This window comes from Mycobacterium sp. 852002-51152_SCH6134967, assembly GCF_001667105.1.
Lineage (GTDB): Bacteria > Actinomycetota > Actinomycetes > Mycobacteriales > Mycobacteriaceae > Mycobacterium > Mycobacterium neumannii_A.
In genome coordinates, this window is sequence record NZ_LZIK01000032.1 from 26,765 (window position 1) to 44,486 (window position 17,722).

Consider the following 17,722-nt stretch of genomic DNA (forward strand, 5'->3'; position numbering starts at 1 on the left):
TCGATATGAGGCACGCCGACCTACTTGCGCCACGCCGATGAGGTGAGGGCCCATCCCTCTGGGTATGTATCCGGGTGCAGGTTCGAGCGTGAGTGGTAGCGGGCGGAGATATGGTGCCGGCGGTCAGGACCGCTGAATGCATGACGGTACTTTTCCGCGCCGCTCCCAACGCAGATGTGACTTCGGTGGCTCTTGCTCGCAGCCGTCACCGCCGAACTACACCTGGCCGCCGCAGCACTGAACCTCATCCGACTCCGCCAGTCCACCGTCTGGATCCGCGGGAAGGTTGAATCCCGGCCCACGACCAGCTGCGTAAACCGCCACACATTTCGCAACACCCACATGTGGAACGCCACAAGGCCATGCGGCAACAAGGGGGCCCACGATCTCCGTGCTCGGAATGCTCAGCGGGGCAATCGATCCCGTATCGGTATCGGCTACGCGGGCCCGCGCTCCGAGCAGCGGCCACTCCTCCTAGTCAATCGACGGCGGTGTAGCCGACTTGCGACGGTCTCGGGAATGACCAGCGCGGCTGAGCTGGCCGATGAACGAGAAGACCAGAACCTACAAAGACGCGGAGCGCCCTCGGCTGGGTCGGCGCGAACCGCGTGCCCGTCTTGTCGAATCCACTGTGCTGGCGTTGGTTTCGGGCAGTGCCCCGGGCTATTGCAGGACTTCTGTCAGCACGTCGATCGCAGGCCGCGGGGCTCATTGGCGACCTGCGTATTTCGGGATCAGTCCAGACCGGCCGGCGGAGGCGCGTCATGCAGGCGCACCGAGCGGCGGGTGCTCGAGCACGCTGGGCTTGTACTCGACCAGCTGGATGCTGCCGTCGAAGGTTCGATGCTCGACCATCTTCAGGGCGACGTCTGGATAGCCGTCGTAGATGCGTTCTGCGCCGGTGGCTCCGGTGATCACCGGGAACATCACGACCCGGAAGCGGTCGACGAGTCCAGCTCGTAACAGAGACCGGCACAGGCTGAGGCTGCCGATCGTGCTGAGGAGCCCTGAGTTACTCGCCTTCATGGCGCGGACCGCCTCGACGGCGTCGTCGCGGACGAGCGTGGAGTTGGCCCATGTCAGTGGTTCCTCGAGTGAGGAGGAGAACACCACCTTGGACGCTTGTGTGAGCTCGTCGACGGACGCTTCTTCTTCGGGTCTGAATTCGTCTTGGTTATTCGGGACCTCGCCGGCGGCGAAGCCCGACATCTGACGGTAGGTGTTGGCCCCCATCAGGTACGTGGCCTCGGGTTGCTCGCCGAGCCATGCGAGGTACTCGGGGCCTTCGAGGCCCCAGAACCCGGGCCATCCCTCTCCCGATGCGTGACCGTCGAGGGAGGTGATGAAATCGACGAGAAGCTCAGACATCGGGATTCCTTTCCGGGGGCGTCTGGTGGTGTCACGAGCTTGGACCGGCCGGAAGCCACAAACTAATCGGGGTGGGCTGCGGGTAACGATGAACTCATGACGCGGCGGCCGATCCCATCGGCAGACGTGTGGGAGGCAGATACGCGGGCGCAGATCCTGAGCGTGTGGCCGGCGGACCCCATTCGGCACAGATGTAGAGGGTGCGTTCGAAGACAACACCTCGACACTGCGGTACTGAGCTTGGGCGCACCATTCGGCGGCGAAACGCCAGGACTTCTGGCTCCGTACCGTCGGCTAACCGTGTGTACCGCAACATCGCCCGAAACCAGGCAGCTGTATCAGGCGGATTTCCTCGGTGGTCGGTTTGGGCTGGTTGATCGAAACGTCCACGATCCGAGGATGTCTCCGACAACGGCGGGCCTCAAACCGTCCGCGCCTCAGAGTCGATATGAGAGCGAAACCAAAGCGCCGAATCACCGACGCCGCTCGTCGTCCGACGCCGTGCGCGGTTCAGCGAACCGACGGCGACCGCAGCGGTTAGCTTGAGACCATCCCTCGCTGTATTCGGTTCGAGAATCAGGAAGGCGCATCTCGCATGGAGAGAAGAACCGTCGATAAGCCTGAAGACGCGTCCCTACTGAAGGTGCTCGGCAATTGGGATGTACTGGCCCTCGGGTTCGGCGCGATGATCGGCTTCGGCTGGGTGGTGCTCACAGGGGGCTGGATCGGCTCGGCAGGCACCTTCGGAGCCGTGCTGGCGATGACCGCCGGTGGCGTGATCATGGCGATGGTCGGTCTGACGTACGCCGAACTCACGGCAGCCATGCCCAAGGCAGGCGGAGAGCACAACTTCCTGCTACGCGGCATGGGGCCGCGGTGGTCGTTCATCGGTTCCTGGGGAATTGTCGGCGGTTACGTGACCATCGTGGCCTTCGAGGCCGTGGCCCTGCCCAGGACCGCGTTATACCTCTTCCCAGGCCTCAACCAGGTTCGGTTGTGGGAGGTCGCCGGGAGCGAGGTGTATCTCACCTGGGCGTTGGTCGGCGCGATTGCAGCGGTCGTAATCACCACCATCAACATCCTCGGGGTCAAATTGGCCAGTGTGGCACAGACATTCGTCGTCGTGCTGCTATTGGTCATTGCGCTGATGCTGATCTTCGGCGCCTTCACCGGCGGGTCCATCGACAACATGCAACCGCTCTACACCGGCGGCGCGGCGGGATTCTTCGCGGTCCTCGTCGTGGTGCCGTTCCTCTTCGTCGGATTCGACGTCATCCCGCAGTCCGCGGAAGAGGTGAACATCCCTGCCCGTCAGGTTGGACGTCTAGTTGTCATCGCGGTGGTCCTCGCGACCATTTTCTACCTCATCACGATCGTGACCACCTCGTCGGCGATGTCCGCTGGCGAACTGGCAGAAGTGGACATCGCCACCGCAGACGCGTTCGGAGTGCTGTTCGGCAGCGACTTCATGGCCGAGGTGTTGATTGCCGGAGGTATCGCCGGAATCCTCACGTCCTGGAACTCCTTACTTCTCGGCGCATCGCGGCTGATGTACTCGATGGCGCGCTCCGGGATGCTGCCGGAATGGTTCGGCAAGCTTCACCCCAGGTTCCGTACTCCGTTCAACGCGCTGTTGTTCATTGGCGGGTTGTCCTTCCTCGCTCCGTTCCTGGGTGAGGCGATGCTGGTGTGGCTCGTCGACTCCGGGTCACCGAGCATCGTCATCGCTTATCTGCTGGTGTCCATCGTTTTCCTGGTCCTGCGCCGACGCGAGCCGCAGATGGACCGGCCCCTCCGGGCCGGCGGAAATGGCAAGGGCGGCTTGGTGATCGGTGGCGGAGCTGTCGTGCTCTGCGTTGGATTGTTGAGTCTTTACCTGCCGGGTATGCCCGCGTTCCTCGACGTGCAGCCATGGATCTTGTTCGGCGCCTGGTGGTTGCTCGGCGCGTTCTTCCTGCTCCGCGTCCCGACCGGGATCGAGCCGGGCGAAGATGCCGAATATCGATTGCTGAACGCGTTGAAGCGGCGGCGCGCGTCGGGGGGCGACGACCTGCGCACCTGACCGGCCGGCCACCGATGACCCAGCCTGCAACCGCACGGCAATCGCGTCGCGGGGCGCTGTCGAATCGGACCTGCCAAAGTTGTTCTTCAGGTGCGAGAACCTCTAGGCCACAGGGTCGTTCAAACCACCCGCGAGTAGTAGCCGAATCGCGAAACTATCCAGCGACGAGCGAGTTGACGGTGGTCACTTCCAGCGCTGGTGATCATGCGCAGGGAGTCAGGTGGGCTGCGCCAGAGCCGAGAACCCGGGTGTCGCCTCTATCTTCGTGCCCACCGACGGAGGCGCATTGCTCACCGGACTGACTTCGGCGTCCTCGGCCTGGCGCCAGGCCCGGGTGAACGGGGTGCAGGCCGCGAATGCTGCGGCTGGGCCGGGTTCGTTGGCCGTTGGACACCGTGCGCGCGTGGTCCGTGCCACTTATTCTGCCAAACGTTACTGCGCGGTGAGCTCACGAAGTCAGTTCTTCACCCGTGGTGGTGGTCTGGTGCACTACGGTTTCAGAAGTCCCAAGGCGTTTGCGATACGGCGGTAAAATGGCGATTCTCGATGATCTTTTGAGCGATGCCAGCGGCTTCATCTGGGGCCCGTGGCTGTTGATCCCGCTGCTCCTCCTGTCCGGCCTGTATCTGACGGTATTGTTGCGCGGGATACAGGTGCGCCGACTCGCGCTCGCGTTCTGGCTGGCGTTCGTCAAGCGCAAGGATCTGGGCGCCGAAGGCGATATCTCGCATTATCAGGCGCTGTCCACGGCGCTCGCAGCCACGGTCGGCGTCGGCAACATCGCCGGCGTCGCCACCGCGATCGCTCTCGGCGGTCCCGGCGCCGTGTTCTGGATGTGGTGCACGGGCCTGGTGGGGATGGCGACCAAGTACTGCGAGGCCTTCCTCGGTGTCCGGTTCCGCCGCACCGACGCGGCCGGTGAGCAATCCGGTGGTCCGATGTACTACCTGCGGAGGGGCATCAAGGGTCCGCTGGGAATCTTCCTCGGCGGATTCTTCGCCGTTGCGGGAGTGTTCGCGTCGTTCGGTATCGGCAACATGACCCAGGCGAACACCGTTGCAGCCAACGTCAACGAAGAGTGGGGTGTTGCTGAGCCGATTACCGCCATCGCTGTGGTGGTGCTGGCAGCTGCGGTGATCATAGGCGGCATCAAGAGCATCGGCCGAGTGACCAGCCTCCTTGTCCCGATCATGATCGTTGTGTACATCCTTGGCGCGACCGCGGTGCTCGCCCGCAATCTCGACCGAGTGCCGGCGGCGTTTGGCGTCATCTTCACCGACGCCTTCACCGGCACCGCCGCTACCGGGGGCTTCGCAGGAGCAGCCGTGGCGGCCGCGATTCGGTATGGCGTGGCACGCGGAATCTTCTCCAACGAGTCGGGTTTGGGCACCGGCGGCATTGCCGCCGCGGCGGCGAAGACCACGCACCCGGTGCGTCAAGCGCTGGTTTCGATGACCCAGACCTTCATCGACACTCTCGTCGTGGTGAGCTTCACCGCGTTGACCATCGTCGTCACAGGCGTGTGGAAGGACGCCGGACCCGAGGAGGCGGCCAGCTTCACCGCCCGCGCATTCGCAGAGGGCCTCCCCGGCGGATGGGGCAGCGTCATCGTCACGCTCAGCGTGATGTTCTTCGCGTTCTCGACGCTGCTCGGTTGGTCCTATTACGGCGAGCGGTGTATGGAGTACCTGTTCGGACGAAAAGCGGTGGTTCCCTACCGGATTGTGTTCATCGTCGTGATCTACGTGGGAGCCACCACGGCCCTCACGACTGTGTGGACCTTCTCTGATGTCATGAATGGCCTAATGGCGCTACCTAACCTCATCGGTCTGCTCATCCTGTCGCCACTGATCTATCGAGAAACCCGTGCCTACTTCAGTGAGGAACACCCAGAGGACTTCCGCGCGCGAGAATGTCTGAGACGACGGGCGCGCTGACGTATAGCGTCGCAACGCCGAGCTCGAGCAGACCATCGAGATCTTGAAGGCGCCACCAGTCTCTTCGCGCGGGAGAGCGACCCGCGCCACCGCCGCGGTCCGCCGCGATTGGCGCGCTCATCGCCGCTCACCGGGATCGTTTCGGGGTCGCTCCGACCTGTCGCGCGCGCTTCGAGGCCGGCGTGCAGATCGCTCCGAGAACGTTCTACGCCCAGCGTGCCGGGCTCCATCGAAGCGGGCATTGTGGGACGCCACGATCACGCTTTGTCCGTAGCCGCCGGAATTCCTCGATAGGCTGCTCAGCGTGAACCTGGAGAAAGTGGTGTTCGGCTTCTTCGTGGTGCTGGCAGCAACTTTGAACTTCGGCTTTTTCGTCGGCGACATCTCCGACCCTGAGGTGCACAACGTCTACGAACTGTTCGCGGCCGTGATCGTCAACCTGATCGCCACCGTGCTGAAATTCGGAGACCGGACCCAAATCGGTGCCGTGCACCTAGCGACCAGCCTGGTCGCGGTGCTGCAACTGATCGCCGCTGCTGCGGTATGGGTTTGGGCCACCCAGGTATCCGCGGACGGCCTGAACGCCGCGCACACCGCCAGCATGGTTTCGCTTTCCGGCGGAGCACTGTTGGCCAACCTGGTGTCTGTCGTCCTGCTGCTTGTCGAGACATCCTCCTTCCGGCGCCGCTGACCGATGGGCCGCCCCATTCACCTGCTGAACTTGCGGCCGCGGCAGGTCCAGCCGCGCACGCGCAAGCCGGTGAAGGTACCGACCGGTGTGGAGACGACCGGCGCCCTGTTCCTCGTGCTGCGCCGAATGCGAGCGCCGTTCATCTTCGTGATCGTGACGTTCAGCTTCAACGTCGCCGGAATGATGTTGATGCCCGGACCCGTCGTCGACGGAGTCCCCCAGCGGCTGACGCTGTTCGATTCGTTCTATCAGATGGCGATCACATTGACGACTGTCGGCTACAGCGAGGTTCCGTACCCGTTCAGCTATGCGCAGCGCATGTGGCTCACGTTGTCCATCTTCATGCTGGTGATCGCCTGGGCTTACGCGATCGGCGCGCTATTGGCGGCATTGCGAGACAGGGCTTTTCAAGACGCTCTGTCGAGCGAGCGGTTCCGGCGGCAGGTCCGCAGACTTAAAGAGCCGTTCTTACTGGTCCTGGGGTACGGCCAAACCGGACGGATGGTGTCTTTGGAGTTGGACCAGCAGCACCGGCGCATCGTGGTCGTCGAGATCCAACAACGCCGGGTGGATTCGATCGTGACGGACGCGTTGACCGCCGATGTGCCTGCGCTGGAGGGGGATTGTCAGAATCCGGCTGTCCTCGGGCTGGCCGGGCTCGGCCGGAACAACTGTGCAGGGGTACTGGCGCTCACCGACGACGAGGACGCGAACTTGGCCGCCGTGATGACGGTCGCCCTTTTGCGCCCCGATGTGCCGGTGATCGCCCGTTGCTTCGATCCCGCGGTGCAGCAACGGATGGAGGACTTCGCCCCGGCTGCGGTGATCAACCCGCATGATCGATACGGTGGCTATTTGGCGCTGCTGTTACACCGACCGGTGCTCTACCAATTACTGATGTGGTTGATGGATAACGATCAGCACGAGTTGCCCGGCCTGCGTACCGGTTTGGTCGAGGGGCGCTGGGTGGTGTGCGGTGCCGGCGAATTCGCCGAGCAGGTCATCGCGGACCTGCGCGCCTCGGGACTGGAGGTCGACCAGATCGGCCCCACCGACGACCGACCGGAGTTGGACAATGCAGTGGGCTTCGTCGCCGGCACAGACAATGACATGCTGAACATCGCGCTGGCCGAAGGTGCTCGGTTGGCCAACCCGGATGCTTTCGTCTCGGTCCGCCAGCAAGACAGCATGCATCGATCGTTGATGATGGCTCTCGACGTTGATTCGGTATTCATCCCAACGGAACTGGTGGCCCGCGAGGTACTGGCGCGGATCGTGCACCCGAACTTCTGGCGGTTCATCGAGGAAGCGGTGCAACAGGATGAGGCGTGGGCGGTGCGGACGCGCGATCGGCTGTTGGAGCGCTGCGGCATGCAGGTGCCTCAGCGCGACGTCATCACGCTGTCGGTTGCCGAGGCACCCGCGGTGACGCAATGGCTGGGGAGCCACGAGCTGACTATAGGCGACCTGTTGCGCGGCCCCGATGACCGTTGCAGACCGCTACCGCTGGTGACGCTGCTCATGGTGCGTAATACGGAGCTGATCATGACGCCAGACGACGATACGCAGCTACGCGTCGGGGATCAGCTGTTGCTCGCCGGCAAGAACGACGGATTGGTGGAGCTGTCCGCCGCGCTGTTCTATCCCGCGACCCTGGAATACGTTGCGACCGCACGGGTCGCACCGTCGACCTGGGTATGGCGGGTCCTGACCCAGCGCAGGCGGGCTGGCACCTCGGTCGGCTGAAGGATCCCGCGATCTCGTCCGGACGCGAGCCATTGCCGAGGATCAGACACTTTGCGGTGCGTCCACCATTGATGACTCAGTTCCGAGGCGCAGGATCGCCAGAACGGCGTCAGGGCAGCGGTCGATCAGGCCTTGGGTGAATACCGCCCCAAAGGAATACCCCCGGTCATGGCTTCTCGGCTTCGATGAGGTCGTGCGGTACAACCGAGAACATGCGGCCGGTCGGCCGTAGGCCCGCACCCGTGAGCAGAGTCGAAAGTTCGTCGACCGAACGCAGACGTCCGCCGTCTCGTTGGGTCAAAGTGTGGAGGTCGAGGAGCGGCGAGAACGGGTTCGGGCGGTTGAGTTCCTGAAGGTATTCGACGATCACCAGCTTGCTGCCACTCGGCATGCTGGCCGCCACCGCGGCGAGAATCCTTCCGCAGCGTTTGTCGTCCCAGTCGTGCAGCACATCCTTGAGTACGTACACATCGGCGGTGGCATTGATGGCGTGGAAGATGTCCCCCTCGACGCGATCGATGCGATCAGCCACACCACGGTCGGCGAGAAATCCTTCGGCTTCAGCGATCATCCCCGCACTGTCCACCAAAATCCCACGCAGATCCGCGCGCGCCTCGCCCACAATCACCGACAACAGCGTGCCGATGCCACCGGCCACATCGCACACCACAGCACCGTCCGACCACGGGTAAACCCGAGCAATGGACCGAGCGGCGATCTCGGTGGCCTGGCGCATCGTCGAAGCGAAGATTCGTTGCTCGTCGGGATGCGCGGCGAACCACTCCCACACCGACATCCCGTGCACGAGTTCGAAAGCGCTTCGGCCGCTACGCACGCTGGCGGCCAGGCCGCCCCAGGCGTCCACGGTCGACCGCATCCCCTTGTAGCGCATCCAGGCCCGCAGCGAAGCGGGATGGTCACTGCGCAACACCGCTCCGGTACGGGTCAGCTTCACCGCACCCGTTCGCCGATTCATTGTGCAGAGACCGCAACCGACCGCGCCGCGCATCAGGCGATGGGTGGTGGCTTCATCGCAGTCGATTCGCGCGGCGATCTGCGGCGCGGGCATCGGCCCGTCGGCGAGCACGTCGGCAATTCCGAGTTCGGCGATGGCCGCTGCGATCTGGACGCCGCCGACGCCCTCGCCGAGATCCAGCATTGCGATCTGAGGCGGCACCAATCGGTCTGCCAGCTGCTTGAGGCGCCGTCGAAGGGCGAGCGTGGCCAGCACTACGGGTAGAGGCGTCGACGGCATCTCTGCAGGTTAGCCGTCCAGGCACCTTCTCAACCCCGCTTTCTGGGGCGTCACCACGAGAGGTATTACGACATCGAGCCCAGCGCCGACGCCGCGCACCGGGTGGTGGCGGCGCCAGACCGGCACTCGGAGGGCTACGAAACATGTTGCACTAGAGGGAGATTCAGCAGGAACAGATGGCTGTAAACATTTCGGTATGGTCATTCGGCGGAATGAGGCCCGGCATACGGAACCCGCGGAAGCTGCTCTCACTTCCAGGATAAGGCCTGACAGAGGGCTTGCGGCAAGGGCCGGGTAGTGCTGCATGCTGGGGCGTCTCAGCAGTGCGTCCGAAGGACTTCAGGTGTCCGAATCAATTGATGAAGGCCCGTTCTTTCACGGCACGACCGCGAAGTTGAGCGTGGGCGAGTTCCTCACCGCGGGCCATAGGTCGAACTACCGTCCCGAGATCGTGATGAACCACATCTACTTCACCGCTTTTGTCGATGGGGCTGGCCTTGCGGCGGAGATCGCCGCAGAACTCGCCGGGGGTCAGGCGCTTCCGAGGGTGTACAAAGTAGAGCCGACCGGGGAGAATGACCCGAATGTGACCGACAAGAAGTTCCCCGGCAACCCCACTCAGTCGTACCGCAGCACGGCCCCTTTGCGGATTGTCGGCGAGATCACCGAGTGGTAGCGACTGACACCCGAACAGCTGCAGTCGTGGCGAGAGCGATTATCTGCGCTTCTCTCAGACGAAAGTGCGGAGATCCTCAACTGAGAAACTCGACGTCATCACCGGCCATGACTAACTGGTCGCGAAAGCCGATTCGTGGGATATGAGCCGGCCAGAACTCGGCTGCGACGGCCACGATTCCGCACGCCGCTAAGGTTGCGGACCGCGAACGCCGAGCACCGGTTGTCGGCAGCCGCCTTTGTTGAAGTCCGGGCACCAGGCCGAATGTCCATCATCGTCTCGCCACACGAGCTGCAGCGCGCGCACCTCGGGGCCGTACAACTCCACCGCTAGTTTCAAGTGCGCGTCCGGCTGCGCGACCGCGACGAACTCGGCCTGCCAGCCGTCCGGTAGTTGCATCGTGTCGCCGGGAGCCGGGACCCGCTCGCGGATCAGGTAGTTGGCAACGGTGTTGAGTAGCCTCACCGCCCATTCGGGTGAAACACCGGTCACCAGCAGTTCGGGCAGACCGGCTGAATGCAGTCCTACGGTGTAGGCGAACGGGTTCCGGCTGCTCTCGACAAACTGCACGGCCCAGCCGTGCTCAAGAATCGTCCGCCGGAGTACATCGTGATAGTCGGCCCGGGTGGCCTCGGGGTGGTCGCACTGCCAGCACACGGCAGAACTCCTTTCGCTGATGGCGCTAACTGTTGTTGGTTCAGCGTCCTCCAAGGGTCTGACAGGTCGGTCAGCCGCGAGCCTGAGCCGAGCAATCTGTCTCTCCGGGCATCGGTGGTTAAGCTGTTGGGCATCGCCCCAACGGGTTTCTCGTCGCCGCGCGGCCACGCCGTTGGACAAGGAGATGTCGCCTGGCTGCATCGTCTCGCTAACCTCGACGTGTGCCGGATTCGACGAACCGCCCGCCCGCTCGCCGAGGTCGAGCTACTTCTGACGATTGTGGTACTGCCACGCACATCGCTGCACCCAAGGCGAACACCATTGCTTCAGGTGGCGGCGGTGCTCCAAGCCCAACCGCTCTCGATGTGAAGGGTTCCGGTGTGCAACCCCCGGTCGCCACCTGGGTGCGCCGGATGTTCTGGCTGCTGGAGCGAGTCGCGCCCGCAGTCGGGGCGCGGTGGGCGACCGAGTTGTGGTGCACGCCGCCGGTCATCGAGTCCAGTCTGCGTATGCCCCCCGGTGTCCCGCCCGGTCAACCATTGGAAGCACACTGGAGCGGACACCGGATCGTGGGCGAGGCTTGGGGCGATGGGCCACCGGTTTATCTTGTGCACGGCTGGGGCGGGCGCCGCCACCATCTCGGCATGTTTGTCAAACCTCTCGTCGAGTCCGGACATCGTGTCATCGCATTCGACCTGCCCAGCCACAACGAGTCCGATGCGGGCGCGCTCGCACCTGGTCGCACCACCGCCATTGAGTGCGCCGAAGCGGTTGCAGCCATGATCCGCACCCACGGACCGGCCCGCGCGGTTGTCGCCCACTCCCTCGGGGCCAACGCGACCGCATTGGCGGCGGCGTGGGGCTCGACGGTCGGGCGGTTGGTGTTTCTCGCGCCGATGGGCGAGTTCCCGATCTATCTGGATCTGTTCGCCGCGCGCCACGGCTTCGGCCGACGGATACGCGCCGGCCTGCATCGACGTCTTGAACGCCGGATCGGGATGCCGCTGGAGGACACCAACATGGTCCGGATTGCCGGCCGAACCGACTATCCGCCGATGCTGCTCATCCACGACCCCGATGACCCCGAGACTCCCTATGTGACAAGCGAAAAGATCGTCGCGGCATGGCCGGGTGCACGCTTGCTGACCACCAAGGGCCTCGGCCGGCTGGCGCATTTCCGGATCTTGAGGCACCGTCCTGCGATTCGCGCCGGTGTCGAGTTCATCGGCCCCGCACCGGCTTGAAGAAGGTGTCGCCGGAACGGACATCCCCTGACAGACAGCCATCGGCAGAAGTGATTGGGAGAGAGCCAGATGCGTAGATTCGTGGACATCTCGGTGCCTTTACAGGCAGGGATCGCATCCGATCCGCCGGGACATCTTCCGGAGATCGACTACTACAGCCACGCCGACACGGCGGCTGAAGTCGTCGCGTTCTTCCCAGGCGCGACGGTCGATGATCTACCGGATCGCGAGGGCTGGGCGATCGAACGGGTCCGGATCACCACCCACAACGGCACCCACCTCGATGCTCCCTATCACTACGCATCGACGATGGACGGTGGCGCGCCGGCGATCACCATTGACCAGGTTCCGCTCGAATGGTGTCTGCAACCAGCGGTAAAGCTTGACTTCCGGCACTTCGAAGCGGGCTACGTGGTCACCGCCGCTGACGTAGCAGACGAACTCGATCGCATCGGCCACCAGCTACAGCCCCTCGACATCGTCGTGGTCAACACCGCGGCCGGAACCCGCTACGGCGAGGCGGATTACGTTTCGTCCGGCTGCGGCATGGGTCGTGAGGCGACGCTGTGGCTGTTGGAGCGAGGCGTGCGCCTGACCGGCACCGACGCCTGGAGCTGGGACGCGCCGTTTGTCTACACCGCACAACGGTATTCCCGTGAGCGGGATCCCTCGATCATCTGGGAGGGGCACCGCGCGGGACGCGAGATCGGGTACTGCCATCTGGAGAAGCTCCATAACCTGGAGTCGCTCCCGGACAGTGGATTTCAGATCAGCTGTTTCCCGGTGAAGGTGCACGCTGCGTCGGCCGGGTGGACACGGGCCGTCGCGATTCTCGACGACTGAGCGATGCACCGTCCCGATCGCACCGGCATTCTGTTCCCAGAACCCCGGCCTACTCCGGGTAGCCCAGACTCCAGCCCCGGTAGGTCCAGTCGCTTGCCACATTCGGGCTGGGCAGAATTTGGATGTTGTGCCCGTCGCCGTATCCCGGTGAGAGACCCTGAACGCCGCCGGATATGTAGGTCCCATCCCCGCGAGCAATGTCGATATGTGGGCCGATGGATCCCACGCTGAAGACAAGTGCCCCACGCGGGGGGTTCATGTCGGTATGGATCTTCCCCTGCTCGAGAAGTGTTTGGTACATGGTCTCAGAAGCGCCGTCCCAACCGTATCGCTCTTGCGGCACCCCGAATGCGTAGGCCACCAGAGCTTCACAGCCGTACTGACCGAATTGGTCTGTCCCGAGCAGGCTTTCGGCCTTGGCGATGGCGGCGTCGGCTCCGGGGATCACAGGCCGTGGGACTGCTGCGGCACCCGGCGCCAAGAAGAGCGTGGCGGCCAGGCAGGTGGCTACAAGAAGCAGAATCTTTCGGACGTTCATCTCGTGTGCTCCGGTCCTCGGGCCTGCATGGTTTGGCTTCGGCTGGCAGGGTCGGTAACACCCGGTGCCATCGGGCACTGGATGTCACGGAATCCTGCCCTCAAGCACATCAGGCGTTCTCCAGGTGACGTTCAGAGAGCCATCGCCGGACCTTGAGTTGGGGCGTGACTCATGGTGAACCCCATGCCCCCTCCCACGCTGAATAAACACGATCAGCAAAGTCGAGGCATCTCCACACGTGCGGCATCCACTCTGCGGTGGAGGTGCGCTCAGCGGGCTGCTCACGACGGCACACCGGGGGACGATCCGGCCGAGGGAGGCATCCCGCTTGGGCGACGGCGCCAACACCAACGGATCGAAGAGCCCCCCGCGGAAACCTAGTCGCGAGTCGGAAGCCGGCGGGAGGAAGGGCTCACACTGACGGACGAGTAGACATTGTCGACGCCAGTTCTTAACCTGTCCGAGACACACGTGGCCGGACCAAGTGTTGGTCCCTGCAATAAAAGGATCGTGACAATCCGCGTGACCGGCATGCGCCACTCACTCCGACGAACGGTGTGCGGTGCTGCAACCGCAGTTCTCGTGCTGGTCGCCTCGATCGGCGCCGTCAATGCGGACCCGGCGGACGACGCGCTGGCCAAGCTCAACGAGTTGTCCGCTCAGGCGCTGCAGACTCGCGAGGCCGTCACGGCGGCGCAGCGCGATGTCGACACCAAAGAGGCCGCTCAGAAGGCTGCCGACGAGCGCCACCGCGCCGACCTCGAGGCCCTTGCCGCCGTCAACGCCGAGCTTGCGCCTTACCAGGCAGCGGTCGACCGCATTGCGGCGATGGACTACATGAGTGGCCGCAACGGTCAGGCGGCGGCGCTGCTGACCGCGTCTTCGCCGCAGCAGTTGCTCGACAAGCTGTCGCTGCAGCGGGTGGTCGGCGCCACGACCGCTGAGCAAATGAAGACGTACCACGCAAAGCGTGACCGCGCGGGGTCGGCCGCGCAGGCGTCCGAGAAGTCGGCCGCCGACGCCCGCGCTGCGGCCGAGCAGGCCGCCGCGGTGCGCGCGGACCTGCAGGCCAAATGGAATGATTTGCTGCGCAAGATCGCGGCTGCGGAGGCGCAGTACGCGGCGTTGACACCGCAACAGCAAGCGGTCGTCGACAACGCCGTCCCGCCAGCAGCACCACCGCCTCCGCCGCCCGCTGCGCCCGCCCCGCCAGACCCGGCGATCCTCGCGTTGCCCGGCCAGCCGCCCGTGGACCCTGCTCAAGCTCTGGCGGCCGCCCGCGTCGACGTCCCGGAGGCGTTGCCCGCCGGCGTCGCGAACGAGGCGGGCCTACAGGTCAACACCGTGCTCGCCGCCCGGGCCATCAGCGCGAAATTCCCTCAGATCGCCGACATCGACGGCGTGCGGCCCGACTCCAAGCCGTGGCATCCGAGCGGCCTGGCGATCGACATCATGATCCCCAATCCCGAGAGCGCCGAGGGCATCGCGCTGGGCGACGCGATCCGCGACTTCATGCTGAGCAACTCGAGCCGATTCGGGTTACAGGACGTTATCTGGCGCGGCACTTATTACACGCCGAGCGGTCCGGCGGGCTCAGGCTACGGCCACTACGACCACGTGCACGTCACCACGACACCACGCCGCTGACCGCCGAGGCGGTCACGGGTGCAGGTTCCACTGCCCGCAGTCCTGGGCCAGCACATCGTTGACGTCGACGCGGATACCGCCGACCACCGGTCCGGGGTTCGAGGCGGTGTCGATGATGCGCTGGTAGAGAACCGCAGCGGGGTAAAGCTGTCCGTTGGACCAGGACCGGGTCTGCCAGGCCCAGACGTGGCCGGCCGAGCCCGATCTGCCGATGACACCGTCGGCGGCGGCCCACTGGCACGGTCGGATACCGGCGTAGATGCCGGTGCGCTGCACGCCGATGACCGAGTTGATGCCGCGGAACCACGGCAGCGCCAGGTCGTTCCAGGTCTGGCGGTCGATGTCGTCGTCGACGCTGAAGAAGATCGGCGCGGTGCGTCCGCCACCGGCGGCGGTGTGCAGGTGCCAACCGGTTTTCGCGTCGGCGACGCCACCGGCGTACCCGCGGGTGAAGTCCGATGGCGCGGTCCCGCCCGGTTTGCCGTACTGGTAGTTGCTGACGATCACCAAACCGGCCGCGGCCAGCGTCTTGGCGTAAGGCAGGGTGATCGGCTTGGCGCCGAACGAGGAGCCGGGCCGTGACGTCGAGACGTAGTTGATGACGCCGGAGTGGCCGGCGGCCCGGATGTCCTGCGCCGGAATCTGGCGCATCGCATAGTCGATCAGCGTTGGGCGGGCGGCCTCGGCCCTCGGCGTGTGCGTAACGGCTGATGCCGCACCGAGCCCCGCCAGTGCCGACACCGTGGCGGCGTAGCGCAGTGCGTCACGCCGGGATACCTGCACGGCGCGAAGTTACCAAAGTGACTGGCGTGAACAGCCTTACCACGCCGAGCGAAATCGTTTTGTGTTCGCCTCGTTGCCCAAAACGCAGTGTCGCCGCAGCCCACCTCACCGTCGCCGCCCTTCCGGACTATCCGGCCGGCGTCACATCCAATCCCGAGCCCTTGATCGACGCCTTGGCCCGATTCTCGGGTCGGACCGCCCTCTTTCCACGCACGAACCCGGTCGCCGAGATCGACGCCGCAAGCAGCGCGCTCTCGCCCTTGACGAACGGGTGGAACCCGACGCCGGCGCCGCCGCGGCCCTTCACCGGAATATCGGCGACTTCGGTGACTTTCCAACTCTTTTCGGCCAGCGACAGGATGGCCTCGCCGTTGGCGCACGAGACGGGCAGTGCGGCGATGACCTCGTCGTCGTCACCCGCCAACTTCACCCCGGCCACGCCGTTGCCGGCAACGCCTTGAGGATTGACCGCCGCCGGGTCGATGCGCAGAACTTTTCCGCGTCGGGTCACCAACGCCAGGTGGTAGCCGTCCGGCAGCACACCGGAGCGCACCAGCCCGGTGATGTCCGGCGCGACGGGGATGTCGCGAATCTTGTACGGCAGACCGCCACCGGCGGTGAACTTCACCCGGCCGTCGGTCCACACTGCCCAACCCAGCCCGGAGGTGAGCAACTCGCCGTGGCTGTCGGAGAACACGCCGCGGTCGTCGAGCCGCCACGCGGTATTGACCTTGCGCTCACGGGGCCCGTCGTCACCGCCGTTGGAGGTGACTGGCGCGGCCTCGAAGTCCAAGACGGTGCGACGATCGAACTCCGGGCCTTTGAACAGCTTCGCCGTCTCCACCAGTTCCTTGTCGATGACCTTCCGACGCGCATCCGGATTCGACACCAGCTCAGTGAGTTCGGCGAACTCCGTGTCCAGCTTCTCGGCCTCGGCCCGCAGCTCGATGACGTCGAGTTTGGTCAGGCGGCGCAACTGCAGTGCCAGCACATAGTCGGCTTGAACGGCATCGATCTTGAACCGGTCCTGCAGCCCTTGGCGGGCTTCGTCGACGGTCTCGGAGCCACGGATCACCGCCACGGCGGCGTCGATGTCAAGGTGAATGGTCATCAGACCCGCCACTAGATGACGTCGCGCCGTGACCTTCTCCAGCCGGTACTCACTGCGGTGCAAAACCACCGAATCACGCAGCGAGAGAAACGCTTTGATCAACTCGCGCACCGACCACCACCGCGGGACGCGGTTCTCATCGAGGGCGACGAGGCTTGCGGCGAAGGTCGACTCCAGCGGTGTCAGGGCCAGCAGCTGATCGCGGATCTGTTCGGCGCTGTGGCCGCGTTTGGCGGTGACGACGATGCGCAGCCCGTTGCGGCGGTCGGTCAGATCGGACATGTCCGCCACACCAGCGAGCTCCCCGGACTCGACCAGGGCCCGAATCCGTTCCTGCACCGTGTTGCTCGCCACGCCAGGCGGCAGTTCGGTGATGAGGACGTTCTTCCCGTCGACCGAGAGCGTGCCCCGCACGGTGAACTGGCCCCGCCCGGTGGTGATGTACTCACGCAGGCCCGCGGTCCCGACCACAGACGCCCCGCAGCCCCAGTCTGGGCCCGGGATCAACTTGGCCAGCCGGTCGTCGGTCATGTTCGGCGTTTTCAGCAGCGCCCGGCAAGCGGCCATGATCTCGCGCGGGTTGTGGGCAGGCACCTTGGTGGCCCAGCCCTCGGCGATACCGACGGCCCCGTTGCACAACAACACCGGCCACTGGGCCGGCAGCACCGTCGGCTCGATCCACTCGCCGTCGAACGTCGACACCATGGGCACTGCGTGGCTGTCGAGTTCGGCGGTCAGCGCGGCACCTGGTGCCGACAACCGCATCTCGGTGTAGCGGTCGGCGGCGGGAATGTCGCCCTGGATACGGGGGAAAGCACCCTGTCCGTCAATGACTTTCACGCGCTGGAACTCGGCGGCCATCAGCGCTGCAGCGCCGTACATCGAAGTGCCGCCATGCGGGTGGAGGTTGCCTGTGACCGCGGAGCAGATCTTCGACGACTTCTGAGGCTTGTTGCCGGGCTGCAGTTTCGACTCGTGCATCTGGTAGAGCAGACGACGCTGACCCGGCTTGAGACCGTCGTAGGCCGACGGGATCGCACGGTCGCTGACGCTGTAGAGCGCGAAGGTCAGCTGATAGAGATTCCAGTAGTCGTCGGCGCTCTGGTCGACGACCAGGTCCGGGTTCTGCTCGGGTATGTCCAGGGTGGCGGTCACGGTATCTGC

The 17,722-nt window shown here is 64.8% G+C and carries 13 protein-coding genes and 2 pseudogenes; 9 read left to right on the plus strand and 6 right to left on the minus strand.

The features are described 5' to 3' along the window. Positions 1–762 precede the first annotated feature (762 nt). Positions 763–1,368: a dihydrofolate reductase family protein gene (locus tag A5790_RS10475; RefSeq protein ID WP_066843311.1), complete on the minus strand. Its 606-nt coding sequence runs from the start codon at positions 1,366–1,368 to the stop codon at positions 763–765. Between the two features lie 595 nt (positions 1,369–1,963). Between A5790_RS10475 and A5790_RS10480 the strand changes: the two genes are divergently transcribed. From A5790_RS10480 to A5790_RS10495, 5 genes and pseudogenes are all read left to right on the plus strand, one after another. Further along, complete coding sequence (locus A5790_RS10480; protein WP_066843313.1) at positions 1,964–3,430, plus strand: APC family permease; 1,467 nt, start codon at positions 1,964–1,966, stop codon at positions 3,428–3,430. Positions 3,431–3,963: 533 nt separating this feature from the next. Further along, positions 3,964–5,367, plus strand: a complete 1,404-nt coding sequence (locus tag A5790_RS10485) for a sodium:alanine symporter family protein (RefSeq protein WP_066843315.1) — start codon at positions 3,964–3,966, stop codon at positions 5,365–5,367. A gap of 7 nt (positions 5,368–5,374) precedes the next feature. Further along, positions 5,375–5,629 (plus strand): annotated as a pseudogene (locus tag A5790_RS25760) (IS3 family transposase); the annotation flags it as partial. Between the two features lie 42 nt (positions 5,630–5,671). Further along, positions 5,672–6,058, plus strand: coding sequence for a DUF6394 family protein (locus A5790_RS10490; RefSeq protein WP_066843317.1), 387 nt, complete (start codon positions 5,672–5,674; stop codon positions 6,056–6,058). Positions 6,059–6,127: 69 nt separating this feature from the next. After that, entirely contained in the window at positions 6,128–7,804 is a 1,677-nt protein-coding gene (locus A5790_RS10495; protein WP_197696762.1) for an NAD-binding protein, read from the plus strand. Between the two features lie 166 nt (positions 7,805–7,970). Here the strand turns inward: A5790_RS10495 and A5790_RS10500 are convergent, their stop codons facing one another. After that, positions 7,971–9,059: a methyltransferase gene (locus A5790_RS10500; protein ID WP_082961666.1), complete on the minus strand. Its 1,089-nt coding sequence runs from the start codon at positions 9,057–9,059 to the stop codon at positions 7,971–7,973. A gap of 304 nt (positions 9,060–9,363) precedes the next feature. Here A5790_RS10500 and arr point away from each other — a divergent pair. After that, a pseudogene (gene arr / locus A5790_RS10505) lies at positions 9,364–9,819 on the plus strand (NAD(+)--rifampin ADP-ribosyltransferase). Positions 9,820–9,924: 105 nt separating this feature from the next. On the opposite strand, the gene A5790_RS10510 reads toward arr, so the two are convergent. After that, positions 9,925–10,392, minus strand: coding sequence for a DUF4262 domain-containing protein (locus tag A5790_RS10510; protein ID WP_066843322.1), 468 nt, complete (start codon positions 10,390–10,392; stop codon positions 9,925–9,927). Between the two features lie 320 nt (positions 10,393–10,712). Between A5790_RS10510 and A5790_RS10515 the strand changes: the two genes are divergently transcribed. After that, positions 10,713–11,636: an alpha/beta hydrolase gene (locus tag A5790_RS10515; RefSeq protein WP_156656359.1), complete on the plus strand. Its 924-nt coding sequence runs from the start codon at positions 10,713–10,715 to the stop codon at positions 11,634–11,636. A 69-nt stretch (positions 11,637–11,705) separates the two neighbouring features. Next, positions 11,706–12,479, plus strand: a complete 774-nt coding sequence (locus tag A5790_RS10520) for a cyclase family protein (RefSeq protein WP_066843324.1) — start codon at positions 11,706–11,708, stop codon at positions 12,477–12,479. Positions 12,480–12,528: 49 nt separating this feature from the next. Here the strand turns inward: A5790_RS10520 and A5790_RS10525 are convergent, their stop codons facing one another. Then, positions 12,529–13,017, minus strand: coding sequence for a hypothetical protein (locus A5790_RS10525; RefSeq protein WP_066843326.1), 489 nt, complete (start codon positions 13,015–13,017; stop codon positions 12,529–12,531). A gap of 522 nt (positions 13,018–13,539) precedes the next feature. Here A5790_RS10525 and A5790_RS10530 point away from each other — a divergent pair. Continuing rightward, the gene (locus A5790_RS10530) at positions 13,540–14,664 is read left to right on the plus strand and encodes a glycoside hydrolase (RefSeq protein ID WP_066843328.1); all 1,125 of its coding nucleotides are present in this window, start codon (positions 13,540–13,542) and stop codon (positions 14,662–14,664) included. Positions 14,665–14,676: 12 nt separating this feature from the next. Here A5790_RS10530 and A5790_RS10535 read toward each other — a convergent pair whose 3' ends face one another. Further along, positions 14,677–15,447: a DUF1906 domain-containing protein gene (locus tag A5790_RS10535; RefSeq protein ID WP_066843330.1), complete on the minus strand. Its 771-nt coding sequence runs from the start codon at positions 15,445–15,447 to the stop codon at positions 14,677–14,679. Between the two features lie 127 nt (positions 15,448–15,574). Continuing rightward, positions 15,575–17,713, minus strand: a complete 2,139-nt coding sequence (locus tag A5790_RS10540) for a DNA gyrase subunit A (RefSeq protein WP_066843332.1) — start codon at positions 17,711–17,713, stop codon at positions 15,575–15,577. Between the last annotated feature and the right edge of the window lie 9 nt (positions 17,714–17,722).